This window comes from Streptomyces sp. NPDC002870 (genome assembly GCF_042888505.1).
Classification (GTDB): domain Bacteria; phylum Actinomycetota; class Actinomycetes; order Streptomycetales; family Streptomycetaceae; genus Streptomyces.
Map to the genome: position 1 here is coordinate 204,454 of NZ_JBIAPW010000007.1, position 22,031 is coordinate 226,484.

Here is a 22,031-nt window from a genome sequence, read left to right on the forward strand (position 1 = left end):
CACCGGAGGGGCTCCGACGGAGCCCCTCCGGTGATCCGGCCGTGGGCAGTCAGATCTCCAGCTCGGCCTCGATCTTCTTCAGCTGATGCCGGGCCATGGCGAGGTTCGCCCGGTCCCTGTCGAGCGCCAGGTAGAGGAACAGGCCGTTGGCTCCCCGGCCCTTGAGCAGCCGGATCAGGTGGTACTGCGTGCCGAGGGTGATCAGGATGTCCTCGATGCCCTCCTTGAGCCCGAGCTGCTCCATGGTGCGCACCTTGGCGCGCACCACATCGGTGTTGCCCGCAGCGGCGACCGTCAGGTCCAGGTCCTTTCCGCCTCCGACAGTGCCGAGGGCCATTCCGCTGCTGTAGTCGACGAGGGCGGCGCCGATGGCGCCCTCGATGACGGTGGTGGCTTCCTTGAGGGCGCGTTCGGTGTTGGCCATGAGATGCGCACTTCCTTTCCGTCTGCTGGGTGTGCGTGATGGTGTGTCGGTCATGGGTCAGGTGTTCTCCGGTCGTTCGAGGGCGCCGTCGACCAGTTCGCCGATGCGGGTGCCGGAGCGGCGTGCCTCGAGGTGGAGCCGTCCCACGTTGATGTGTGGCTCGGCCAGGAGGGTGAGGACGGCAGAGGCGCCCGCCGCGTAGGCCGCGACATAGCCCCGCTCGCCCCGGACCAGCAGCTCGCGGAAGCCCCCCTGCCCGGTGGCCTCGGCAAGCCGCACCGCGACGCCGAGGGCGGCGGCGGTCAGCGCCGCGACGCCCTCCGCTTCCCCGGTGTCCGCGGCCAGCACGAGACCGTCCGTGCTGGCGGCGAGTGCTCCGGTCAGCTGTGGCACTCGTACGCGCAGTCGTTTCAGTTCGGCGAGCACATCGGCCTCGGCCGTCATGAGCTGTCTCCTCTCGGCGCGCAGCCGCAGTGCGCGCCTCATGAAGGCGGGCACAGGACCTGGTGGATGGGGACGTGGGTCACAGGTTTGCCTCCAGTGCGTCGCGGAGCCGGCGGAGCAGGGCGGAGTCCAGGACGGAGGGGGGTTCGCCGGTCCCGGCGTTCTCGGAAGCGGCGCCGGGCCCTGAGGGCCCTGAGGGCGCGGCGGACCCGGCGGACCTGGGGGACCCGCCGGACCCGGCGGGTGTCTCGATGAGCCCCTCCGCGGCCAGCCTGCGCACCTCGATCAGGGTGTTGAAGGCCGGACGCCCCAGCTTCCGGGCGATGGCGGCCGGGGTGCGTACGCCGTCGGCGAGATCCAGCAGCGCCTGCCGCCGGGGCCCGACCGCCCGTCCCGCGGGCTGCGGGCAGGGCCTCACCGGAGTCGTGTCGACCATCGGATCGGGCCATACGGAGTCCAGCAGCACGCTGCGCCGCCGGGCCTCGCGTTCGACGACCTCGGTGGGCACCGGCCGCACCCTTCCGAGCCAGTGGGCGACCCCGTAGCGGAAGCGAGTGGGACCGCTGGCGGGCGCGAGTGCGAAGAAGGCGGCGTCGAACAGCGCTCCGAGATGGCAGATCTCCAGCTCGCCGCCGCCCACCTGGCCGCTGTCGACGAGGAAGCGGGCCACCTCGCCGCGCGAGCCCGCCTGTGCGACCGCTTCGGCCCAGCTGTCGGGCCGCAGCCGGCCGCTCGCGGTCAGCAGGACGTCGAGTCCGGGAGCCGCGGGGCTCTCGGCGTGCACGACCTGGCCGTCAGCCAGATACAGGGCGCCGTGGTCGCGCACGAGCACGCCCGTGGCACGCTCTTGCGCGAGTCTGACGAGCATCGGGGAAACGGCGGCTCTCATCCGAGCACCAGCCCTTCGGCGAGATCGCGCAGACACAGCCGGGCCAGTGCGAGATTGCCGAGGTCCCGGTCGAGCCACAGATGCAGGAACACGCTGCCGTCGAAGGCGGTGTCCACGAAACGCACCACGTGATAGCCGGTACGGGTGGTGACGATGAAGTCCTCGACGGGTGCGGGCTCCTCGGGCGCGTCCGTCGCGAAGGTCGCGTACTCCGTGGCCACCCTGGCCAGTTCGGCCGTCTCAGCGGCGCTGGCCTCGTGGTCGCCGCGCGCCGACTCACCGACTGTGCCGAGCGCGAGCCCGCTGATCCAGTCCACGACGGCTGCTCCACGCGCGCCAGGCACCAGCATGACTTGGAGCAGACACTCGTCGATTCCGGGCAACGCGGACTCCCCTCCCCACCTCGGCGTGCCGCGCACTGAAGTGCGGCAGTGACGGGGAAGTTACGCAACGTTGCTGCGGCCGGGGGGAGTTGGGGCATTTTCCATCGGAACATGCCCCCGTCCAGGTAGGGTCCGCAGACCACCGCCTGGTCCTGAGGCGTCGCGACCGGGCGGTCCGGCATGCCCGCATTCGGGCGGCCGACAAGCCCGCATTCGGGCGGCCGGCATGCCCGCATTCAGGCGGCCGGCAAGCCCGCATTCAGGCGGCCGGCAAAATCAGCCCACCCGCTCCGGCATGGACAGTGACCTCACTCCTCGCCGTGCACCTTCAGCACCACCTTGTTGATCCCCCACAGCAGGAGTCCGATCGCCAGCAGCACCCCGGCCCGGATGTAGACGTCCGCACCGCGCTCCGAGAGCGGGCTGGCGAGGATGATTGCGGTGATCGCGCCGAGCACGGGCAGCGGCGTCCAGGTACGGAAGTGCGCGTGCTCCACGTGGTCCTTGCGCAGCACCAGTACGGCGATGTTGACCACCGCGAAGACACACAGCAGCAGGAACGCCGTGGTGTCGCCGAGCCCCTCGATCTCGCCGGTGGACACCAGCCCGATGGCGAGCAGCGTGACGAAGATGATCCCGTTGACGGGGGTGCGGCGATTGCGCAGCACACGGCCCATGCCGCGCGGCAGCACCTTCTCGTTGGCGAGGCCGTAGCAGAGCCGCGAGGCCATCATGATGTTGATCAGCGCGGAATTGGTGACGGCGAAGAGCGCGATCAGGGCGAAGAGTCTGGGCGGGAAGTCGACCCCGCCGGCCTTGACGACTTCCAGCAGCGGGCCACTGGACTTCGCCAGCACGGTGTACTCGACCAGCAGCGAGGACACCAGCGCGACCAGCACATAGATCGTGCCGGTGACGCCCACGCCGATGAAGATCGCCTTGGGAAAGGAGCGGACCGGGTCCTTGGTCTCCTCGGCCATGTTGACCGAGTCCTCGAAGCCCACGAAGGCGAAGAAGCCGAGCGCGGTGGCCCCCAGCACGCTGGTGAGCAGTGCGTACCCGGTTCCTTCTGCCTGGAACTCGCCCAGCCGGGACGGTTCGCCGTCGCCCGTCAGCACGGCGTACAGGCCGATCCCGAGGATCACCACCAGGCCCGTCAGCTCGACCAGTGTCAGCACCACGTTGGTCTTCACCGACTCGGACACGCCGCGCAGCGCCAGGCTCGCGAGGGCCAGGATGAAGATGATCGCGATCAGCGTCGGCGGGACGGCGTCGGTGAACTCCTGGAAGTAGTCACCGCTGAAGGCACGGGCGGCGGCGCTCGCGGACGAGAGTCCGGAGCACATCACCATGAAGGCGACGATGAAGGTCAGGAAGGGGACCTTGAACGCCTTCTGTGTGTAGAGCGCGGCGCCCGCCGCCTTCGGATATTTGCCGACCAGCTCGACGTACGACGCCGCCGTGAGAATGGCGACGACGAAGCCGATGGCGAACGGCAGCCACAGCGCCCCGCCGACCTTCCCCGCGACCTTGCCGGTCGTGGCGTAGATGCCGGTGCCCAGGATGTCACCGATCACGAACAGGATCAGCAGCTTCGCGCTGATGGCCCGTTTGAGCGGCGGCTCGTTGAGCGGCGTCGTCTCCGGTGTGCCGGTCGTGGACATGGCGGGCGCCTCCGGTCGGTGGGATGACAGAGGAACATTTGCCCCACGCGCGGTCCGGAATACCTCAGGCGCCGCCGGTCAGCGCATCCGGGTGAGTGCCGCCCGATTCGTTGACGATTTCCGCCACGCTCTGCGGAGCCCGTACGGTCGCGAACCGTACCGACCCGTCCGCATCGGCGACGAAGCCGTGGACGCCCGGCCGCGGAAGGCTGTTGTAGCCGTAGTGGTTCGAGAAGTAGTACGCGCCGGTGTCCAGCGCCGCGATCACATCGCCCTGGTCCAGCAGCGGCAGCGGACGTGCCTCGGCGAGCAGGTCGCCCGCGAAGCAGGCCGGTCCCGCGATGTCCTGCGGGACGTCCGCACCGGCCTTCGCCACGCCCTTGGAGTCGTACGCGGCGATGCGCAGCGGCCAGGAGATCGGGTCGTAGACGGTACGGGTGGCGACCTGGACGCCGGCGTGGGTGACCGCGATCGGGCGGGAGCCTGCCGTCTTCGCGTACTCGACCCGGGCGAGGACCGTGCCGTGCTTGGCGAGCAGGGACCGGCCGAACTCGGTGACCAGGCCGTAGCGCCCGTCGAACAGCCCGGGGACCTGCTCCCGCAGCAGCCCGGCGTACTCGGCGAAGGTCGGGGTCTCCTCGTCGGAGGCGAAGTTGACCGGGAGGCCGCCGCCGATGTCGATGGTGTCGATCTGCTGCCGCCCGGCCGCGGCGTTGATCTCCTCGCCGAGCTCGTACACCGCCTGGATGCCCTGCGCCATGAGGGTCAGCGGCATGCCCTGCGAGCCGGAGTGCGTATGCAGCCGGGTCAGCCAGGGGCGGTCGAGATACGCGCGTACGACCCAGTCGCGAGCGCCGTCGTCGCGCAGCGCGACCCCGAATTTCGAGGTGGGGGTGGCTGTGGACAGTGCCCCGATGGCACCCCGGCCGACCTGGGGATTGACGCGCAGGCCGAGCGGGGAGCGGTTGCCGACGGATGACACCAGGGCGTCGATGCGCGCGAGCTCCTGCGGATTGTCGGCGTTGACGGCGATCCCGAGGGCGAGCGCTTCGCGCAGCTCGGAGGGGGTTTTGGCGGGGGAGTCGAGGACCGTGCTCTCGGCGCCCACGCCGGCGGCACGGGCCAGCGCCAGCTCGCCCGGGCTCGCGACCTCCACGCCGATGCCCTCCTCGCGCAGCAGCGCGAGTACGGGAACGAGGGGTGAGGCCTTCACGGCGAAGGCGTGCAGCACGGGCGCGTCGGTGACGGCGGCGAATGCCGCCCGCAGCGAGGCGGCGGAGGCGCGGATGCCGGCCACGTCGAGGAGGGCGGCCACCGGCTGCGCCTCGCTGAGAAGACCCTGCTCCACTGCCGCTCGTACTGCTTGATCCCGACGGTCTGAAGCCATGTGCGTCAGCCAATCATCCGGCGGGCCGGGGCGCAGCTGTTGACTAAGACTATTCAGGCAGCCAGGATGTGAATAGATGAGCCAACACTCATGGTCGCAGTCGCGAGGAGGCATTGCCATGTCAGGACCCCGCCCCGTACGGGCAGCGCGCGGTACGGAACTGAGCGCCCTGGGATGGCAGCAGGAGGCCGCCCTCCGCATGCTCCAGAACAACCTCGACCCCGAGGTCGCCGAGCACCCCGACAAGCTCGTCGTCTACGGCGGCACCGGCAAGGCCGCCCGCGACTGGCGCTCCTTCGACGCGATGGTGCGCACGCTGCGGACGCTGAAGCAGGACGAGACGATGCTCGTCCAGTCCGGCCGCCCGGTCGGCGTGATGCAGACCCACGAGTGGGCGCCGCGCGTGCTCATCGCCAACTCCAACCTGGTCGGCGACTGGGCGAACTGGGAGGAGTTCCGGCGGCTCGAGGCCCTCGGCCTCACCATGTACGGCCAGATGACCGCCGGTTCGTGGATCTACATCGGCACGCAGGGCATTCTGCAGGGCACGTACGAGACGTTCGCCGCGGTCGCCGCCAAGAAGTTCGGCGGCACGCTGGCCGGCACGATCACTCTGACCGCCGGTCTGGGCGGGATGGGCGGCGCACAGCCGCTCGCCGTGACCATGAACGACGGCGTCGCGATCTGTATCGACGTCGACCCGCGCGCGATCGAGCGCCGTATCGAGCACCGCTACCTGGATCTGCGCGCGAACTCGCTGGAGCACGCGCTCCAGCTGGCCGTCGAGGCACGGGACGCCCGCCGCCCGCTCTCCATCGGCCTGCTCGGCAACGCGGCGGAGCTGCTGCCGCGGATGCTCGCAGAGGGCGCGCCGATCGACATCGTGACCGACCAGACGAGCGCCCACGACCCGCTGGCGTACCTGCCGGTCGGGGTCGACTTCGACGACATGCAGTCGTACGCGGCGGAGAAGCCGGCCGACTTCACCCAGCGCGCGCGTGAGTCCATGGCCAGGCATGTGGAGGCCATGGTCGGCTTCATGGACGCGGGTGCCGAGGTCTTCGACTACGGCAACTCGATCCGTGGCGAGGCCCAACTGGCCGGATACGACCGGGCATTCGCCTTCCCCGGCTTCGTCCCGGCATACATCCGGCCGCTGTTCTGCGAGGGCAAGGGCCCGTTCCGCTGGGCCGCCCTGTCGGGTGAGGCGTCGGACATCCACAAGACCGACAAGGCGATGCTCGAGCTCTTCCCGGAGAACGAGTCCCTGCACCGCTGGATCAAGCTGGCCGGCGAGCGCGTCCACTTCCAGGGCCTCCCCGCCCGTATCTGCTGGCTGGGCTACGGCGAGCGGGACCGTGCGGGCGAGCGCTTCAACGACATGGTGGCGTCCGGCGAACTGGCCGCCCCGCTGGCGATCGGCCGCGACCACCTCGACTGCGGCTCGGTGGCCTCCCCGTACCGCGAGACGGAGGCCATGCTCGACGGCTCCGACGCGATCGCCGACTGGCCGCTGCTGAACGCGATGGTCAACGTCGCGTCCGGCGCGAGCTGGGTCTCCATCCACCACGGCGGCGGCGTCGGCATGGGCCGCTCCATCCACGCGGGCCAGGTCTCGGTGGCGGACGGTACGAAGCTGGCGGGCGAGAAGATCCGCCGGGTGCTGACGAACGACCCGGGGATGGGCGTCATCCGGCATGTGGACGCGGGCTACGACATCGCGGAGTCGGTCGCGGACGAGCGGGGCGTGCGGGTCCCGATGCGGGAAGGGGACCAGGCGTGACGTTGGACGCCGATCCGGCGGGCCCGGCGCCCGAGGACCGGACCCCGGGCGAGGGTGCGTCCACGGGCGTCGGCGCCCACGGCGGCCGGACCCCGGACGAGGGTGCGCCCACGGGTGTCGGCGCCCACGGCGGCCGGACCCCGGACGGCCCGGTCCCGGCTGCGCAGGGCGGCGACGCCCCGGTGGGGGCGGATGCTCCGTCGCCGGGTGACGAAACAGCCCCTCCGGCGTGTGAGGAGCCGGGTCCGGCGAGGGGCGGGGCCGGGGACTCCTTCCACCAGATGTGGCAGGACCTCGCACCCATCGGGCGGGACGCCGGGACGCGCGGGTACAGGAGGTACGCGTGGACCGGGGCCGACCAGGACTGCCGTGCCTGGTTCAAGGCGCAGGCCGAAACCCGCGGCCTCACCTACGAGGTCGACCGCAACGGCAACCAGTGGGCCTGGCTCGGCGACCCGTGCGCCGGTGACGCCGTCGTCACCGGCTCGCACCTCGACTCCGTCCCCGACGGCGGCGCGTTCGACGGCCCCCTCGGCGTCGTCTCCTCCTTCGCCGCGCTCGATGAACTGAGCCACAGAGGAGCGGAGTTCACCCGGCCCCTCGCCATCACCAACTTCGGTGACGAGGAGGGCGCCCGCTTCGGCCTCGCCTGCGTCGGCTCGCGGCTCGCGGCCGGACAGCTGACCGTCGAGGCGGCCCACCGGCTGCGCGACGCCGACGGGATCACCCTCCCCCAGGCCATGGAGGCCGCCGGGTACGACCCGGACGCCATCGGCCCGGACCCCGAACGGCTCGCCCGTATCGGCGCGTTCGTAGAGCTCCACGTCGAGCAGGGCCGCGCCCTCGACCTGTCCGGCGACCGGGTCGGAATCGCGTCCGCGATCTGGCCGCACGGCCGCTGGCGGTTCGACTTCCACGGCGAGGCCAACCACGCAGGCACGACCCGGCTGGCCGACCGCCGCGACCCGATGCTGACGTACGCGGAGACGGTCCTCGCCGCGCGCCGCGAGGCGGAACTCGCGGGCGCGGTCGCCACGTTCGGCAAGATCTCCGTCGAGCCGAACGGCGTCAACGCGATTCCCTCGCTGGTGCGCGGCTGGCTGGACTCCCGCGCCCCCGACCAGGCCACGCTCGACACGGTGACGGCCGGGATCGAGAGCGCCGCGCGCGAGTACGCCGACCGGCACGGCGTGGACCTGACGGTCGTACGCGAGTCCTTCACCCCCGTGATCGAGTTCGAGCACGCGCTGCGCGACGAGCTGAACAAGATCCTGGGCGGAGCGGTCCCGGTGCTCGGTACGGGCGCTGGCCACGACGCAGGTATTTTGTCCGGGTCCATCCCGACGGCCATGCTGTTCGTACGGAACCCCACGGGTGTCTCGCACTCCCCGGCGGAGTTCGCCGCAGAGGACGACTGCGTGGCCGGGGTGCTCGCACTCGCCGATGTACTGGAGGGCCTCGCGTGCAGCTGACCTACTGGGCGGAATACGCCTGGCTCGACACCTATGTGGAGCCGGGCGTGGCCCTGGATGTGCGCGACGGGAGGATCGCGGTCGTACGGACCGGAGTGGAGGCCCCGGAGCCGGGTGCGACGGTGCTGCGCGGGCTGACGATCCCGGGCCTCGCGAACGCCCACTCGCACGCCTTCCACCGGGCACTGCGCGGCACTGTCCAGGTGGGCTCGGGGACCGGAACATCCCCGCAGGGGCGGGGAGCATACGGCGAGCGGGCGCCCGATTCATTCTGGACATGGCGTGATGTCATGTACGGGATTGCACAGAAGCTCACCCCTGAGAGCTACTTTGCGCTGGCGCGTGCGACCTACGCCGAGATGGTGCTGGCGGGGATCACGGCGGTGGGCGAGTTCCACTATCTGCACCACGCGCCGGGGGGCACGGCGTACTCGGACCCGAACGCGATGGGCGAGGCGCTGATCGCCGCGGCGGCGGATGCGGGGATCCGGATCACGCTGCTGGACACGGCGTATCTGTCGTCAGGCTTCGGGGTCAAGCACCGTGGCGAGGCCCCGAACAAGCACCAACTGCGCTTCTCGGACGGCACGGCAGAGGCGTGGGCGGAGCGGGTCTCCGCGCTGAAGGACAGCGATCACGCGCTGATCGGCGCGGCGATCCATTCGGTACGGGCCGTCCCGGCCGGGCAGCTGAGCACGGTCGCGCAGTGGGCCGCGGCCCGGCAGGCCCCGCTGCACGTCCACCTCTCCGAGCAGACGGCGGAGAACGACGCGTGCCTCGCCGCGCACGGGTGCACCCCGACGCGGCTGCTCGCCGACCACGGCGTGCTCGGCCCGCGTACGACGGGCGTCCACAACACGCATCTGACGGACGAGGACATCGCCCTGCTGGGCGGCACCACGACGGGCACGTGCATGTGCCCGACGACGGAACGCGACCTGGCGGACGGCATCGGTCCGGCGGCGGCGCTGCAGCGTGCGGGCTCCCCGCTGTCGCTCGGCAGCGACAGCCATGCGGTGATCGACCTGCTCGAGGAGGCGCGCGCGATGGAGCTGAACGAACGCCTGCGCACCCGCACCCGGGGCCACTGGACCGCGGCCGCGCTGCTGCGCGCGGCGGCGGCGGACGGCCACGCGGCCCTCGGCCGGCCGGACGCGGGCCGCCTCGAGCCGGGCGCGCTCGCGGACTTCACGACGGTGGCGCTGGACTCGGTCCGCACGGCGGGCCCGCTGCCGCGCCTCGCGGCCGAGACGGCGGTCTTCGCGGCGACGGCGGCGGACGTACGCCACACGATCGTGGCGGGCCGCCACGTGGTCCGGGACGGCGCGCACACGCTGATCCCCGACGTCCCGGCGGCCCTGGCCTCGTCCATCGCGGCGCTGCGCGGCTAGAGAGGAACCCATGACCACCACCGTCATCACCAACATCGGCAGCCTCGTCACCAACGACCCCGCCCTCGGCGACGGAACCCCCATCGGGCTCCTCCAGAACGCCGCCGTCGTCATCGACGGCGACCGCATCGCCTGGGTCGGCCCCACCTCGGCCGCCCCCGCCGCCGACGACACCGTCGACGCGGGCGGTCGCGCCGCCATCCCCGGATTCGTCGACTCCCACTCCCACCTCCTCTTCGCGGGCGACCGCACCCAGGAGTTCAACGCCCGGATGTCCGGCCGTGCCTACTCCGCCGGAGGCATCCGCACCACCGTCGCCGCGACCCGCGCCGCCACGGACGAAGAACTGAGCGCGAACGTCGCGAAGTACATGGCCGAGGCCCTCCGCCAGGGCACCACCACCTTCGAGACCAAGTCCGGCTACGGGCTCACCGTCGAGGACGAGGCCCGCGCGCTGCGGATCGCCGCGCTCCACACCGACGAGGTCACCTACCTCGGCGCGCACATCGTCCCGCCCGACTACGCCGACGACCCCGCCGCCTACGTCGCCCTGGTCACCGGCGAGATGCTCGACGCCTGTGCTCCGTACGCCCGTTGGGTCGACGTCTTCTGCGAGAACGGCGCATTCGACGGCGACCAGGCCCGCGCGATCCTCACCGCCGGCAAGGCGAAGGGCCTGCACCCCCGCGTGCACGCCAACCAGCTGAGCTACGGCCCCGGCGTGCAGCTCGCCGTCGAGCTCGACGCCGCGTCCGCGGACCACTGCACGCACCTCACCGACGCGGACGTCGACGCCCTCGCGGCCAGCGCGACCGTCGCCACGCTGCTGCCCGGCGCGGAGTTCTCCACCCGCGCCGAATGGCCGGACGCCCGCCGCCTGCTCGACGCGGGCGTGACCGTCGCGCTGTCCACGGACTGCAACCCGGGCTCGTCGTTCACGTCCTCCGTCCCGTTCTGCATCGCCCTCGCCGTACGGGACATGAAGATGACCCCGGACGAGGCGATCTGGTCGGCGACGGCGGGCGGCGCGGCGGCCCTTCGCCGCGACGACGTCGGCCGCATCACCCCCGGCGCCCGCGCCGACCTCGCCCTGCTCGACGCCCCGAGCCATGTCCACCTCGCCTACCGGCCGGGCGTCCCGCTCGTCTCGGACGTATGGCGTCAGGGCAAGAGGTGCCGGTAGCTGTCCGGGTTGTCCTCCAGGAACTCGGCGAGGCTCTTCGCCGGGTGTCCGGTCAACCGCGGTACGGCATCGGAGACGGTGGCCATCTCCCCGGCGGCGATGGCCTCGTACGAGGACACCCAGCCGGTGACCTCCCAGTCCTCGACGCCGTAGTGAGCCCGTGAGGCGTACGCCTCCTCGCGCGTCTCGGCCACATAGCTGACCGTGCGCCCGGTGACCCGGCTCAGCTCGGCGGCGGCCTCGGCGAGGGAGAGCGCGACGGGCCCGGTGACGTCGTACGTCGCCCCGTCGTGCCCATCGCCCAGCAGCACGGCAGCGGCCACGTCCGCGATGTCCTCGTGCGCGACGGCGGCCACCCGCCCGTCGCCCGCGGGCCCGCGGATCACCCCGTCGGCCCCGGCCATCGCGGGCAGCTCGGCCAGATAGAAGCTGTCCCGCAGGAAGGTGTACGCCAGCCCCGTGCCGCGGATGTACTGCTCGGTGTGCCAGTGGTCGCGGGCGTACGTGAACGTCGCGTCGGCCGCGGCGCCCAGGAAGGACACGTACACGATGCGCTCGACGCCCGCCGCCACGGCCGCGTCCACGGCGCTGGTGTGCACCCGCACACGGTCGCGCGCCTCGTGCGCGGAGACGAGAAACAGCGTCCGCGCCCCGTCGAGGGCCCGCCGCATCGCTTCCCCGTCCCCGTAATCGGCGGCCGGCCCGACGTCGGCTCCCGCGAGCGCGGGCAGCTGCGAGGGATCCCGCCCGAGCAGCCGGACCACGCCCCCGCCCCCGACGAGCCGACGGGCAACCCTCCCCCCGACGCGGCCACTTGCTCCGGTGACGGCGATGACTGGGGGCATGGACTGTCCTCTCGTCGTGCTGCTTGATCCGAGGCTACGGCCGGGCTTCGCCGATTCCGCTGAGCAGCGCCTCGAACGCGAAGGGGCAGCGCTCCGCGTCGTCCACTCCGGCTCCGGCCGCATCGGCAACCAGCACGTGCTGCTGGATGAGGTGACGGATAACGTCGGCCTCGGCAGCGTAGTCGCGGTGGGTTGAGAGCACCTTGCTCACCCCTGGGACGTGTCCATCGGAGGACGGGGCGGCGGGGCGGTGCCGTCGGTCAACCGCCGTACTTTGCGCCGACGAACATCAACGCCACAAAGATCAGCAGCACGAACCCGAGGATGCAGCCGCACCCTGAGCTATCAAGTGACTGAACCGAGGTTTTGTTTGATTCACGCAGGAACAACCATGCGACGATCCCAAGCACCACAAGTATCGGAACAACTGCATCAACCATGGCGTCCCCCACCGCTCGCTGTTGGGCTACCGCCCAACATGCCTATCACTGGGCGCCGGAGAGCTTACTGATTCCGCTGGGCTCCTCCTAGCGCAGCCGTATCGGGCAATACCTCTCCGTACTCCGCACCCGAATTGTCAGGCGGCGCGCGGCGCTGGCGGGCAGTCCCGGCAGTGGCCCGGCTCCGGGGCGCGGAAGGCTCGCTCGCAGCCGTCGCATGTTTGGAACGGCTCGGGCTTGGCGGCCGACGACGGAGCCGCAGGCAGCACAGGCGGCAGCCACTCCGTGAGCCGGTGCCGCAGCAGACCCGCCGGGTGGCGGATGATCCCGACAGGGAGGTCCCCGGTGAGTGTGCGGGCGACCTGAACGGGGGAGACGCCGCGGTCCAGCCAGGTCCGGACGGCAGGGGCGAGGCGGCGTACGTCCCGCTCGGAGAGCAGCACACGGGGGTCCTGGCGGCGGAGCCCGGCGAGGAGCTCGGCGGAGATGGAGTCGGCGGGCTCCGGTTCTGGCTGCGATGTCTGTACGGGTTCGGATGCGGGCTCGGGCTGGGCCGGGGCATCCGCAGCGACGGGCTGGGCGCCCGGCCGCTCGTACCACGTCGTACGGGTCACGACCTGCCCGCTCGCGATCCGCCCGAGCCGCCGTTCCAGGTACCCCGCGGCCTCCAGCTCTCGCAATGCGCGGGCGATGCGGACCTCACCCTCCGGGAAGCGCTCGACGAGCTTGCCGATGCTGACGCGAGCGCCGTCCGGGAGGGACTGGCTGTGGACGCCGATGCCGATCGCGACAGCGGACAGCTCACGGTGCTGGGCGAGGTGGTTGCCGACGACGGTGAACTCGGAGTCGTGGCGGTGCCGTACGTGCATCACTCCGGCATGCGGGTCGGTCTCGGCGCGCACGGACACGGGCGCGCTAAACTGCGTCGCAGTCATCGGGAAGCCTTTTCTTCCTGGATGAACAGGCCCTCGTCCGGGATGCCAGTCCCGGCGGGGGCCGTCGTCATATGCGGTTGGTATGGCGCGACCGTACCGCCCATCCCTGAACATCTGCCACTTCGTCACCTGAACGAGTGAGAAGTCCGGTTGGGTGAGGGAAGTTCCCAGGTTCTTTAAAGGGGCATCCAGCAAGCCCAGTTGGTGGCCCACCGGTGCCCGGATTCCACACCCCCGGCGCAAGGAGCCTCAGGCCGCCCGCAGTTCGGCGATTACCTTGATCGCCTCGGCGGTCAGATCGGCGGGGCAGCCCCAGTAGTCGTAGATGCCGCCACGGCCGCGGTTGCTGCCGCAGACGACGAAGACTCCCGTGCCCAGCCGCGCCTTGAGGTGCGTGGCCAGCCAGCCGACGAATCCGCTGTTGTCCGCCCCGTCGGGGAAGTGGAAGGAAAAGATCCCGAACCGTTCGGCGTCGTTGGCATCGCCGCCGCTTCCCGCGGCGGGAACCAGGCGGCTCCACGTGTCCTCGTCCCGGACCACGGCCAGCGTGTCCGAGGTGAGAGTCGGCGGTCGGTCGGCCGGGAACTCCTCAAAGAGCCACAGGCCCTCATGGATCACGAAGTCGGCTCCGGCGATCACGCGTTGGAGGCGCTCTTCGGTCTGCTGGGCGGTCTCGACACTGACACTGACCATGAGCGTGCTCCTCGATGCCTGAGACATACCTGAGATCTCGATGGGCGGACGTCCCTGGCGGCGGCCGCGTGACCAGTCTTTTCGGCCAGTCCTACACCTGAGGCTGCCAGACGTAGCGGACGTCCGGCTCATGTTCCTCATTGCGCAGCCCGTCGGTGCGCTCAACCGCGGTGAAGCCGTGCCGCTCGTAGAACCGTTGTGCCGATCCGTTGACCTGGAACGTCCACAAACCCAGTCCCTCGGGCCGCTGCCGCTTGGCCAAGTCCACGAACCGGTCGCCCACACCCCGGCCGCGCCACGACGGATCGAGGTAGAGCTGTTCCAGCTCCCCGCCGTCGAGTACCAGGAGCCCGGCCACGGAGCCCTCGGCGACGGCTATCCAGGTCTCGTACTGGGGCACGACCACGTAGGTGAACCAGTCCCGCACCTCGTCGTCGCCGTGCGCGCGGCGCACCGTCGGCAGCGCGGCGGTGAAGGAGCGCAGCCACACGTTGGCTATGTCGACGGCGTCAGCGTCATCCGCACGCCGAAAGACAAGATCAGCACTGTTCACAGCGTGCGACTATCGCAGATGAGCGATCCTGACGCAGCCGGATTTAAGGTCGCTGGACCGTAGGGCGTTTGCGCGTGAATCGGCACATAGATTTCGAGCGCCTGCACAACTTCCGGGACTTGGACGGCTATCGCACCGCGGATTATCAGGTCGCCCGCCCCTCACCTCCCCGCTCCTCACCTTCCCGCACGCGCGCGTTCAGGATCAGCAGCACCCCCGCCCCCAGCATCCACAGCGCCAGCAGCAGCGGCGTGAGCCACGCGCTGAGCGGACCCGCCAGCGACAGCACGGCCACCACGAAGCCCGCCCAGCCGAGCCAGGCCGGTACCGCGCGGGTCTCCTGGGCCGCGCGCCAGATCGCGAAGAGCATCACCGCCGCGCCCGCCATCGCCGCGATCAACGCGCCGTACGCCATGTGCAGCAGCAGCATCGCGGCGAGCGAGGTCGCCGGAACGACGGGGAAGACGTCGGAGTGGTTCACCGTGATCGCGAAGATGTTCCCGGCGAGCGCCGCGACCATGAGGAACACGGTGAACACCGTGCCGCCCGCCAGCACCAGGTGCGAGCGGTTGCCGGCCAGCCGGGAGAGTGCGACCAGGAAGAACAGGAACAGCAGGCCCGCCGCAAGCAGGATCAGTGTCGCCGCGTCCGACAGGTCCCGGTTGCTGTCCTGGGAGTAGAAGCGCACGACCCTCCTGATCGCGCCCCTCCCCTCGATGTCGGGTGTGCGCATCCACAGCACATGCCCGGTGATCAGCAGTGCCGCGGCGGCCAGACCGGCGATGCCGGGCCAAAGGTCTCTGTGCGGGGCGGGTTCCGCGTGCGGTGCGGGTTCCGTGCTCTGCGACGCCGTCATCGTGGCCTCCCACGCGAGCATCCCCGAGAAGGGTTCTTTATGGGTCTTTGTTCTATTTTGACACTTGCTCGCGGGGGCCGTACGGCGGGCGTGGCACAGTAGGCCGATGAAGACCATCGGGCTGATCGGCGGCATGAGCTGGGAATCCAGCGCGGAGTACTACCGGCTCATCAACGAGCTCGTACGTCGGCGTCTCGGCGGGCTGCACTCCGCCAAGTGCCTTCTCCACTCCCTCGACTTCGCCGAGATCGAGGAGCTCCAGGTCGCGGGCGAGTGGCAGAGTGCCGGCGAGATTCTCGCCGAGGCGGCCAGGGGGCTCCAGGCCGCGGGCGCCGACCTGCTGCTGATCTGCACCAACACCATGCACAAGGTCGCGGGCCAGGTGGAGGCAGCCGTCTCGGTGCCGTTGCTGCATCTCGCGGATGCCACCGCCGATGCCCTACGGGCCGCGGGTATCGGCCGCGTCGGACTGCTCGGGACCGCCTTCACCATGGAGCAGGCCTTCTACCGGGACCGGCTGGCCGGGCATGGGCTCGACGTGCTCACGCCCGACGGTGAAGGGCGTGCGCTGGTGCACCGGGTGATCTACGAGGAGCTGTGCCTCGGTGTCGTACGCGAGGAGTCCCGCGCCGCCTATCAGGACGTCATCGGCAAGCTCGTCGCCGCCGGGGCGGAAGGCGTCGTACTGGGATGCACCGAGATCGAGTTGCTGATCCGGGACGAGGACAGTCCCGTGCCCGTCTTTCCGACGACCCGGCTGCACGCCGAGGCCGCGGTGGACGCGGCGCTGCGGTAGAGGCTCGCCCACGGGCCGGGGCGGGCGGCCAGGGGGCGAGTCCTCCGCGTGCTGCGGCGGCGGACCACCCCCGCGGATGCGGGGCCCGGGCCGCCGGCGAGCCAAAGGCATCGGGGATGCCGGCGAGCCAATGCCTCAGGACGGCGGGCCGGCCGTAGCCCTCGCAGGCGCGGGCCAGTCACAGCCCTCAGGGCCGCAGGCGCACCGGCAGTTTCTGCACGCTGTTGCCCACGAAGCTTGCGTGCCGCTGCAGTTCCGCCTCCGGGATCGCCGGCTCCAGCTCCGGGAAGCGCGCGAACAGCTGCTCCAGCGCGATCGTCGCCTCCATCCGCGCCAGCGGCGAGCCCAGGCAGTAGTGCGGGCCGTGCCCCAGCGAGAGATGCCGGGCGCCGCCGCTCCTGGTGATGTCGAAGCGGTCCGCGTCCGGGCCGTGCGCGGCCTTGTCGCGGCCCGCGGCCGAGTAACCGGCAAGCACCGGCGTGCCCTTGGGGATCACCGTCCCGTCGAGCGTGAGATCACGGGTCGGATAGCGGAACGGGAAGAAGCTGACCGGACTGTCCCAGCGCAGCGTCTCCTCGACCACGTCCGGCCAGGACGCCTTGCCGGACTGTACGAGCTCCAGCTGGTCCCGGTGCGCGCACAGCGCGCGGACGGCGTTGGTGATCAGGTTCAGCGTCGTCTCGTGCCCGGCGATGATCATCAGCAGCAGGGTGCCGATCAGCTCGTGCTCGCTGAGCCGGTCGCCGTCCTCCTCGCGGGCGGCGATCAGCGCGCTGGTCAGGTCGTCGCCCGGGTTCTCCATACGGGCCGCGGCGACCGACGCGAGGACCGCCACCATCTCCCGGTTCGCCGCCATCGCCTCCTCGGGGCCGATGGAGGTGCTGACCACCTGGTTCGACAGATGGTGCAGCCGGTCCTGGTGCTCCGCGTCCACGCCGAGGAGTTCGCAGATCACGCCCATCGGCAGCGGCAGCGCGAAGTGGGTACGCAGATCGGCGACGCCGTCGCCCGCCACGGCCGCCTCGCCCAGGCCGTCCAGCAGCTGTGCCGTCACCGTCTCGATCCGCGGCCGCAGCTCCTCCACCCGCCGTGCCGTGAACGCCTTGCTCACCAGCGAGCGCAGCCGCCGGTGGTCCGCGTCGTCGGCGGTGGTCATGCCCTGCACGGTGGCGAAGGTCTTCAGCGGCCAGCCGTCGGGTATCTCCCCGTCGCGCAGCGCGGTGAAGTGCCCGGCGCCTTTGGCGACATCGGGGTGGGCGAGGAACTCCTTGAGTGCGTCATGGCCGAGCACCGCCATGCCCGCCACATCGCCGGGGAGCACGACCGTGGCGACGGCGCCCTCGGCGAGCAGCCGGGCGTTGTCCGCGTGCGGGCATCCGCCGGCCGGGTCCATCCGGTGCGGGGTGTCACGTGGGGTGGTCAACTGGGCTCTCCTGACTGGAAGTTGGTGTGCGAGGCGTACTGTCGTACCGGCCGCTGCGGTACGGACGGCAGCTGTGGGTCGGTGAAACGCACCGGGAGCGCCGCGAGCCCCTTGCTCCACGGCGACTTGATCCACGCCAGCTCGCTCTCCGGCACGGCCAGCTCCAGATCCGGCAGCCGGTGCCTGATCGTGTCCACCGCTGTACGGGTGATCAGCCGGGCCGGGTCCTGCGCCGGGCAGGTGTGCGGGCCCGCGCCGAACGCCAGATGCGAGCGGTTGCCGGTGACCGGGACGCCGTCGGCGGGCAGGATGCTCGGGTCCTGGTTGGCCCCGGCCAGCCCGAGGACCAGCATGTCCCCGGCGCGGATGTCCTGGCCGCCGAAGTGCAGATCGCGGGTGGCGTAGCGGGCCGGGAAGTTCTGCGTCGGCGGGAAGCGCCACAGCACCAGGTCGAGCGCGTCGTCGACGGAGAGATGCCCGCCGGTCAGCGAGGACCGGAAGGCCGGGTCGCAGAGCAGGATGCGCAGGGTGGTGGCGATCCAGTTCACGGTGGTCTGGTTCCCCGCCACGAACATCACCACCAGGTTGTGCAGCACCTCCTCGTCGGTGAGCCGTGCCGGATGGTGCAGCAGCGCCGAGGTGATGTCATTGCCCGGCTTGTGCCGCTTCTCGTCGATCAGCGCGAGCAGGATGGCGCCCATCCGCTTGCTGGCGTTGACCGAGTCCGCGTTGGCGACGGCGGTGCCCGCGATGGCCTGCACCAGCTGCTGCCCGGTCCGCTCTTCGACGCCGAGCAGACCCGTGATGACCTGCATCGGCAGCTTGCGGGCGTAGTGCGGTACGAGGTCGGCCTCGCGGCGGTCGGCGAACGAGGCGATCAGCTGCTCGGCCGCGGCCCGTACGCTGCGGCGCAGCTCGTGCCCGTTGATCCCGGCCAGCGCGTCGGACACGGCGGCTCGCATCCGGCGGTGCTGCTGCCCGTCGCTGAACAGCAGCGCCGGCCGCCAGCCCACCAGCGGCAGAATCGGCGAGTCCGCGGGCACCCGGCCCTCGCGCAGCAGCCTCCAGCGCCGCGGGTCGTGCGAGAAGTCCTGCTCCTCGCGGGTCAGCCGGAGCAGTTCACGGTGGCCCAGCACCAGCCACGCCTGGATGCCGGGTGCGACGGTCACGGGGGCCACCGGACCGTGTTCGCGGCGCAGTTCCTCGTACAGCGCGGGCAGTCCGTCGCCGTCGAGGTCGGGCCCGTACAGCGGGGTGGCGACCGGGCAGCGGCCGCCGATGCCGGGGGTGGAGTGTGCGGGGTGCGTCATGAGGACTCCGTGGCGGCGTGGATGAGATGGCGTACGAGGGCGATCAGCGCCTGGACCGAGGACCTGGGGTCGCGGGCGTCGCAGGCCACCAGCGGGGTGTCGGGGAGCAGATCGAGGGCGGCGCGCAGCTCCTCGTCGGGGTGGTGCGGGCTGCCGGGGAAGACGTTGACCGCTACGGCGAAGGGCAGCCCGAGCTCCTCCAGATTGCCGAGCGCGTCGAACGACGCGGTCAGATCGCGGGTGTCCACCAGGGCCATTGCCCCGAGCGAGCCTTTGGCCAGATCCCGCCAGGCGGGCAGAAACCGCTGCTGGCCGGGGGTGCCGAACAGATAGAGGACCAGGTCGCCGTCGATCGTCATCCGGCCGAAGTCGAGGGCGACGGTGGTGGTGGTCTTCGTACGCTCCACGCTGGTGTCGACGCGGGCGCCGGCCTGCGTCATCACCGCTTCGGTGGACAGCGGTTTGATCTCGGAGACCGTGCCGATCAGCGTGGTCTTGCCGACTCCGAGCGGACCGACGACGAGGATCTTGGCCGCGCCCGCGACGCCGGACGAGAGGTACTTGCCCGCAGCCGGACCCGCGGCGTCAGAGGCGGCTTTCGAGGCCATGGAGGACCTTTCTGAGCATGGTCATATCGGCGCGTTCGGCCGGCGGTATGGGCGGGCGGGTCACGATCAGGCCCCACTCGACGAGGTCGGACAGCAACACCTGCACCACCGAGGGCGGCTGGCCGAGGTGGGCCGCCACCTCGGCGACCGACAGCAGACCCTGACAGTGCGACAGGATCGTGTGGTGCTCCGGCTGGAAGGACGCGGGAAAGGCGGCGTCCGTGGCCATCACCAGCGTCTCCCAGGACAGCGGCTCGCGGCCGGTGTCCGCGCGTCCGCCGGTGATCACATACGGGCGCACCGCCGAGGTGGTCCGTTCCTCCGGGCGGTCCGTCATGAGCGGTCCGTCATGACGAATCGGTCACCGGATCTCGTGGCTGACTGCTCAGGTGCGCGCCGATCTTCGCGACCAGCAGCTGCATCTGCTGCGCGACCAGGCCGACATCGGCTTCTGTGTCGGTCGCCACGCCCAGATGCGCGCCCACTCCGGCGTGCGTGAAGAGCACGAATCCGTGCTCCGACTCCAGCATCAGCTGGCGCACGCGGGCACCGCCGCCGAACAGCAGGGCCGCGGTGGACCGTCCGGTCATGGTCATCGCGGCGCAGGCGGCGGAGAGCGACTCGGCCTCGCCCACGCTCAAAGAGGCCACCGGACCGGAGAGATTCTCGGCGGAGGCGTGCCCGAGCCGCAGACCGTCCTCGGAGACGACCACGGCATGCCGGACGCCCGGGATCTCGGTGAGTGGCCGCAGCATCCAGCCCAGGTCGGGGAGTCTGGTTATGGTCCCGGTCACGGTCGGCCTCCATCGTGCTCGTCGGGTACGTCGGTGTCGTCCACGGCCGCGCGACCACGCCGCGATCCGGACACCACGCTGGCGATCGACGCGCGCGCGGCCTCCGGGGTCCAGGGTGAGGAGGGCTCGGGATCGGCCGGGGCGGGCTGCGGCGTCTGGAGGACCTGCTGGGCCGCCGCCTCCACGGCGGCGCCGCGGCGGCTGCGGCGCCGGGGGAGCGCGCCGGGAGCGGCGGACGGCTGCGGCTGCGCGGCTTCCGGTACGGCCACCGGCGCGTGGGTCGGCTGCGGCTGCGCGGCTTCCGGTACGGGCACCGGCGCGTGGGTCGGCTGCGGCTGCGCGGCTTCCGGTACGGGCACCGGCGCGTGGGTCGGCTGCGGCTGCCCGGCTTCCCGTACGGCCACCGGCTCACGGGCGGGTTCCGGCGTCTGCCGCGGGCTGCTGAAGTGCGACAGCGGTTCGGTCAGCAGCCGGTACGGCACGAACGTCACCGCGCGCGTGCCCCCGTACGCAGAAGCGCCCGTCAGCTCCACGTTGAAGCCCAGCTCCCGGCTCCACCGCCCGACACAGGCGAGCCCGAGCCGCGGCACCGCGCCCAGCCTGGCCAGGTCCAGATCGTCCCGGAGCTGACCGGTCGCCTGCTCCAGTACGTCCGGGGGCATGCCGAGCCCCGCGTCGTCGATCTCCACCACCGCGCCGGCGCCCACCTCCCGCACGGTGACGACGACCTGGGTGCGGGACGGCGAGAACACCGTGGCGTTCTCCAGCAGTTCCGCGATGGCGTGCATCAGGCCCTCCACCGCGGGCGGCACCACATAGAGGGTCTGCCCGCCGTGCACCTCGATCCGGCCGAACTCCACGATCCGGGACTGTGCGCCCCGTACGCAGTCGTAGAGCGAGACCGGCTGTGTCTCCCGTCGGGCCGGCCAGATGCCGCACATCACCAGCAGGGTCTGCGCCTTGCGGGTCATCTGGGCGGCCGCGTGGTCGGCCTTCATCACGTCGGCCATCAGCCGGGAGTCGTCGATGGACCGCTCGACCCGGTCGAGCACCTGCTGCTGCACCGTGGCCATCGCGTGCATATTGCGGGCCACCGACTCGAAGGCCGCCTGCACCGAGTCCCGCAGCGCCCGCTCCCGGCGTACCGCCTCGTCCGAACCCAGCGCCACGACCACCGATGCCAGCGCCGCGGCGAACTCCGCGCCGGTCTCGGCCTCCGGGGCGAGGGGGCCGGGGACGCCGCTCAGCCGCTGTCCCGTACGGAGGCGCTCAGCGATGGCGGGCACCCGCACCGCCGCCAGATGCGCCACCTCCGCGCCCCGGGCTGCCGCGAGAGCCCGCTCACGGGCCCGTTCCGCCGCCAGCCGGCGCAGCAGCAGGAGCGCCCAGGCGAGCAGCAGCCCGGCCGCTGCGACGCAGCTGCCCGCGACGATCTTGTAGACCTCGACCACGAAGACTGGGCCCTTCCAGGACACGCCGATTCCCCTGGGTGATCGGGGGCATCCGAATCCTACGAGCAACAGGGCACGTGCGAACGCCAGTTGGACAACTCCCGGCACACTGCCCACGTCAGTCGGACAACTTCTGGCAGATTGCCAATGTGTCGGCCCCTGTCTCCCCTCCCGTCTCCCTCCCGTCACTCGGACATCATGGGTATCCACCCTTTCCGGCTTCTTCACGGATCCGTCACAAGAAGGGCGTCGCTCCCTACCCTGTCGGGATATCGACCGGTACCGTCCTGTCCCGGGGAAGCTCAAG

24 protein-coding genes are annotated in these 22,031 nt (G+C 71.2%); 5 read left to right on the forward strand and 19 right to left on the reverse strand.

Features of this window, described 5'->3' with window-relative positions; translation table 11 throughout:
* Window positions 1-49: 49 nt before the first annotated feature.
* From ACFYWY_RS11920 to ACFYWY_RS11945, 6 genes are all read right to left on the reverse strand, one after another.
* Window positions 50-424 (reverse strand): hypothetical protein, encoded by a 375-nt coding sequence (locus ACFYWY_RS11920; protein WP_389183567.1) that lies wholly within the window; start codon window positions 422-424, stop codon window positions 50-52.
* A 57-nt stretch (window positions 425-481) separates the two neighbouring features.
* Window positions 482-910, reverse strand: a complete 429-nt coding sequence (locus ACFYWY_RS11925) for a roadblock/LC7 domain-containing protein (protein ID WP_389183570.1) — start codon at window positions 908-910, stop codon at window positions 482-484.
* 37 nt (window positions 911-947) lie between these two features.
* A complete protein-coding gene (locus ACFYWY_RS11930) occupies window positions 948-1,736 on the reverse strand; it encodes a transcriptional regulator (protein ID WP_389183573.1) in 789 nt (262 codons plus the stop codon).
* Window positions 1,737-1,753: 17 nt separating this feature from the next.
* Window positions 1,754-2,140, reverse strand: coding sequence for a hypothetical protein (locus ACFYWY_RS11935; RefSeq protein ID WP_389183576.1), 387 nt, complete (start codon window positions 2,138-2,140; stop codon window positions 1,754-1,756).
* Between the two features lie 308 nt (window positions 2,141-2,448).
* Window positions 2,449-3,804 (reverse strand): APC family permease, encoded by a 1,356-nt coding sequence (locus tag ACFYWY_RS11940; RefSeq protein ID WP_389183579.1) that lies wholly within the window; start codon window positions 3,802-3,804, stop codon window positions 2,449-2,451.
* Window positions 3,805-3,868: 64 nt separating this feature from the next.
* Window positions 3,869-5,191: a diaminopimelate decarboxylase gene (locus ACFYWY_RS11945; protein WP_389183582.1), complete on the reverse strand. Its 1,323-nt coding sequence runs from the start codon at window positions 5,189-5,191 to the stop codon at window positions 3,869-3,871.
* Between the two features lie 118 nt (window positions 5,192-5,309).
* Here ACFYWY_RS11945 and hutU point away from each other — a divergent pair, with 118 nt between their 5' ends.
* The 4 genes from hutU (at window position 5,310) to hutI (ending at window position 11,020) form a co-directional block, all read left to right on the forward strand.
* The gene (gene hutU, locus ACFYWY_RS11950; RefSeq protein WP_389183585.1) at window positions 5,310-6,974 is read left to right on the forward strand and encodes a urocanate hydratase; all 1,665 of its coding nucleotides are present in this window, start codon (window positions 5,310-5,312) and stop codon (window positions 6,972-6,974) included.
* A 281-nt stretch (window positions 6,975-7,255) separates the two neighbouring features.
* Window positions 7,256-8,446 carry an allantoate amidohydrolase gene (locus ACFYWY_RS11955; RefSeq protein WP_389183794.1) on the forward strand — a complete coding sequence of 397 codons (1,191 nt, stop codon included), beginning with the start codon at window positions 7,256-7,258 and terminating at the stop codon, window positions 8,444-8,446.
* Window positions 8,437-9,837: a formimidoylglutamate deiminase gene (locus ACFYWY_RS11960; protein ID WP_389183588.1), complete on the forward strand. Its 1,401-nt coding sequence runs from the start codon at window positions 8,437-8,439 to the stop codon at window positions 9,835-9,837. The genes ACFYWY_RS11955 and ACFYWY_RS11960 overlap by 10 nt, the downstream gene beginning before the upstream one ends.
* A 10-nt stretch (window positions 9,838-9,847) precedes the next feature.
* On the forward strand, window positions 9,848-11,020 hold the full coding sequence (gene hutI / locus ACFYWY_RS11965) for an imidazolonepropionase (protein ID WP_389183591.1): 1,173 nt from the start codon (window positions 9,848-9,850) through the stop codon (window positions 11,018-11,020).
* On the opposite strand, the gene ACFYWY_RS11970 is transcribed toward hutI, so the two are convergent.
* The 7 genes from ACFYWY_RS11970 to ACFYWY_RS12000 all read right to left on the reverse strand — a co-directional run bounded on the left by ACFYWY_RS11970 (window position 10,999) and on the right by ACFYWY_RS12000 (window position 15,342).
* The gene (locus ACFYWY_RS11970) at window positions 10,999-11,865 is read right to left on the reverse strand and encodes an NAD(P)H-binding protein (RefSeq protein ID WP_389183594.1); all 867 of its coding nucleotides are present in this window, start codon (window positions 11,863-11,865) and stop codon (window positions 10,999-11,001) included. The two genes, hutI and ACFYWY_RS11970, sit on opposite strands and share 22 nt — an antisense overlap.
* A gap of 34 nt (window positions 11,866-11,899) precedes the next feature.
* Window positions 11,900-12,076 (reverse strand): hypothetical protein, encoded by a 177-nt coding sequence (locus ACFYWY_RS11975; protein ID WP_389183597.1) that lies wholly within the window; start codon window positions 12,074-12,076, stop codon window positions 11,900-11,902.
* 49 nt (window positions 12,077-12,125) lie between these two features.
* Complete coding sequence (locus ACFYWY_RS11980) at window positions 12,126-12,305, reverse strand: hypothetical protein (RefSeq protein ID WP_389183600.1); 180 nt, start codon at window positions 12,303-12,305, stop codon at window positions 12,126-12,128.
* A 137-nt stretch (window positions 12,306-12,442) separates the two neighbouring features.
* Window positions 12,443-13,240 (reverse strand): helix-turn-helix domain-containing protein, encoded by a 798-nt coding sequence (locus ACFYWY_RS11985; RefSeq protein WP_389183603.1) that lies wholly within the window; start codon window positions 13,238-13,240, stop codon window positions 12,443-12,445.
* 249 nt (window positions 13,241-13,489) lie between these two features.
* On the reverse strand, window positions 13,490-13,933 hold the full coding sequence (locus ACFYWY_RS11990) for a DUF6196 family protein (RefSeq protein WP_389183606.1): 444 nt from the start codon (window positions 13,931-13,933) through the stop codon (window positions 13,490-13,492).
* Window positions 13,934-14,024: 91 nt separating this feature from the next.
* Window positions 14,025-14,486 (reverse strand): GNAT family N-acetyltransferase, encoded by a 462-nt coding sequence (locus ACFYWY_RS11995; protein WP_389183607.1) that lies wholly within the window; start codon window positions 14,484-14,486, stop codon window positions 14,025-14,027.
* Window positions 14,487-14,631: 145 nt separating this feature from the next.
* Window positions 14,632-15,342 carry a hypothetical protein gene (locus ACFYWY_RS12000; RefSeq protein WP_389183610.1) on the reverse strand — a complete coding sequence of 237 codons (711 nt, stop codon included), beginning with the start codon at window positions 15,340-15,342 and terminating at the stop codon, window positions 14,632-14,634.
* Window positions 15,343-15,448: 106 nt separating this feature from the next.
* Here ACFYWY_RS12000 and ACFYWY_RS12005 point away from each other — a divergent pair, with 106 nt between their 5' ends.
* A complete protein-coding gene (locus tag ACFYWY_RS12005; RefSeq protein WP_389183612.1) occupies window positions 15,449-16,138 on the forward strand; it encodes an aspartate/glutamate racemase family protein in 690 nt (229 codons plus the stop codon).
* Window positions 16,139-16,325: 187 nt separating this feature from the next.
* On the opposite strand, the gene ACFYWY_RS12010 is transcribed toward ACFYWY_RS12005, so the two are convergent.
* From ACFYWY_RS12010 to ACFYWY_RS12035, 6 genes are read right to left on the reverse strand one after another with little or no spacing between them, the layout of a single operon-like run.
* Complete coding sequence (locus ACFYWY_RS12010; protein ID WP_389183796.1) at window positions 16,326-17,531, reverse strand: cytochrome P450; 1,206 nt, start codon at window positions 17,529-17,531, stop codon at window positions 16,326-16,328.
* Between the two features lie 26 nt (window positions 17,532-17,557).
* Window positions 17,558-18,871 (reverse strand): cytochrome P450, encoded by a 1,314-nt coding sequence (locus ACFYWY_RS12015; RefSeq protein ID WP_389183615.1) that lies wholly within the window; start codon window positions 18,869-18,871, stop codon window positions 17,558-17,560.
* Window positions 18,868-19,479 carry an ATP/GTP-binding protein gene (locus ACFYWY_RS12020; RefSeq protein ID WP_389183618.1) on the reverse strand — a complete coding sequence of 204 codons (612 nt, stop codon included), beginning with the start codon at window positions 19,477-19,479 and terminating at the stop codon, window positions 18,868-18,870. Before ACFYWY_RS12020 ends, ACFYWY_RS12015 begins: the two co-directional genes overlap by 4 nt.
* On the reverse strand, window positions 19,457-19,816 hold the full coding sequence (locus ACFYWY_RS12025; protein WP_389183621.1) for a DUF742 domain-containing protein: 360 nt from the start codon (window positions 19,814-19,816) through the stop codon (window positions 19,457-19,459). Before ACFYWY_RS12025 ends, ACFYWY_RS12020 begins: the two co-directional genes overlap by 23 nt.
* 10 nt (window positions 19,817-19,826) lie before the next feature.
* The gene (locus tag ACFYWY_RS12030) at window positions 19,827-20,273 is read right to left on the reverse strand and encodes a roadblock/LC7 domain-containing protein (protein ID WP_389183624.1); all 447 of its coding nucleotides are present in this window, start codon (window positions 20,271-20,273) and stop codon (window positions 19,827-19,829) included.
* Window positions 20,270-21,748, reverse strand: a complete 1,479-nt coding sequence (locus ACFYWY_RS12035) for an ATP-binding protein (protein ID WP_389183627.1) — start codon at window positions 21,746-21,748, stop codon at window positions 20,270-20,272. The genes ACFYWY_RS12030 and ACFYWY_RS12035 overlap by 4 nt, the downstream gene beginning before the upstream one ends.
* Window positions 21,749-22,031 lie beyond the last annotated feature (283 nt).

Excerpts from the sequence above, each read along its gene's own strand:
- ACFYWY_RS11920 (WP_389183567.1), bottom strand. The coding sequence starts at position 424 with ATGGCCAACACCGAACGCGCCCTCAAGGAAGCCACCACCGTCATCGAG.
- ACFYWY_RS11925 (WP_389183570.1), bottom strand. The coding sequence starts at position 910 with ATGAGGCGCGCACTGCGGCTGCGCGCCGAGAGGAGACAGCTCATGACG.
- ACFYWY_RS11930 (WP_389183573.1), bottom strand. The coding sequence starts at position 1,736 with ATGCTCGTCAGACTCGCGCAAGAGCGTGCCACGGGCGTGCTCGTGCGC.
- ACFYWY_RS11940 (WP_389183579.1), bottom strand. The coding sequence starts at position 3,804 with ATGTCCACGACCGGCACACCGGAGACGACGCCGCTCAACGAGCCGCCG.
- ACFYWY_RS11945 (WP_389183582.1), bottom strand. The coding sequence starts at position 5,191 with ATGGCTTCAGACCGTCGGGATCAAGCAGTACGAGCGGCAGTGGAGCAG.
- hutU (WP_389183585.1), top strand. The coding sequence starts at position 5,310 with ATGTCAGGACCCCGCCCCGTACGGGCAGCGCGCGGTACGGAACTGAGC.
- ACFYWY_RS11955 (WP_389183794.1), top strand. The coding sequence starts at position 7,256 with ATGTGGCAGGACCTCGCACCCATCGGGCGGGACGCCGGGACGCGCGGG.
- hutI (WP_389183591.1), top strand. The coding sequence starts at position 9,848 with ATGACCACCACCGTCATCACCAACATCGGCAGCCTCGTCACCAACGAC.
- ACFYWY_RS11970 (WP_389183594.1), bottom strand. The coding sequence starts at position 11,865 with ATGCCCCCAGTCATCGCCGTCACCGGAGCAAGTGGCCGCGTCGGGGGG.
- ACFYWY_RS11980 (WP_389183600.1), bottom strand. The coding sequence starts at position 12,305 with ATGGTTGATGCAGTTGTTCCGATACTTGTGGTGCTTGGGATCGTCGCA.
- ACFYWY_RS11985 (WP_389183603.1), bottom strand. The coding sequence starts at position 13,240 with ATGACTGCGACGCAGTTTAGCGCGCCCGTGTCCGTGCGCGCCGAGACC.
- ACFYWY_RS11990 (WP_389183606.1), bottom strand. The coding sequence starts at position 13,933 with ATGGTCAGTGTCAGTGTCGAGACCGCCCAGCAGACCGAAGAGCGCCTC.
- ACFYWY_RS12000 (WP_389183610.1), bottom strand. The coding sequence starts at position 15,342 with ATGACGGCGTCGCAGAGCACGGAACCCGCACCGCACGCGGAACCCGCC.
- ACFYWY_RS12005 (WP_389183612.1), top strand. The coding sequence starts at position 15,449 with ATGAAGACCATCGGGCTGATCGGCGGCATGAGCTGGGAATCCAGCGCG.
- ACFYWY_RS12010 (WP_389183796.1), bottom strand. The coding sequence starts at position 17,531 with ATGGACCCGGCCGGCGGATGCCCGCACGCGGACAACGCCCGGCTGCTC.
- ACFYWY_RS12015 (WP_389183615.1), bottom strand. The coding sequence starts at position 18,871 with ATGACGCACCCCGCACACTCCACCCCCGGCATCGGCGGCCGCTGCCCG.
- ACFYWY_RS12020 (WP_389183618.1), bottom strand. The coding sequence starts at position 19,479 with ATGGCCTCGAAAGCCGCCTCTGACGCCGCGGGTCCGGCTGCGGGCAAG.
- ACFYWY_RS12025 (WP_389183621.1), bottom strand. The coding sequence starts at position 19,816 with ATGACGGACCGCCCGGAGGAACGGACCACCTCGGCGGTGCGCCCGTAT.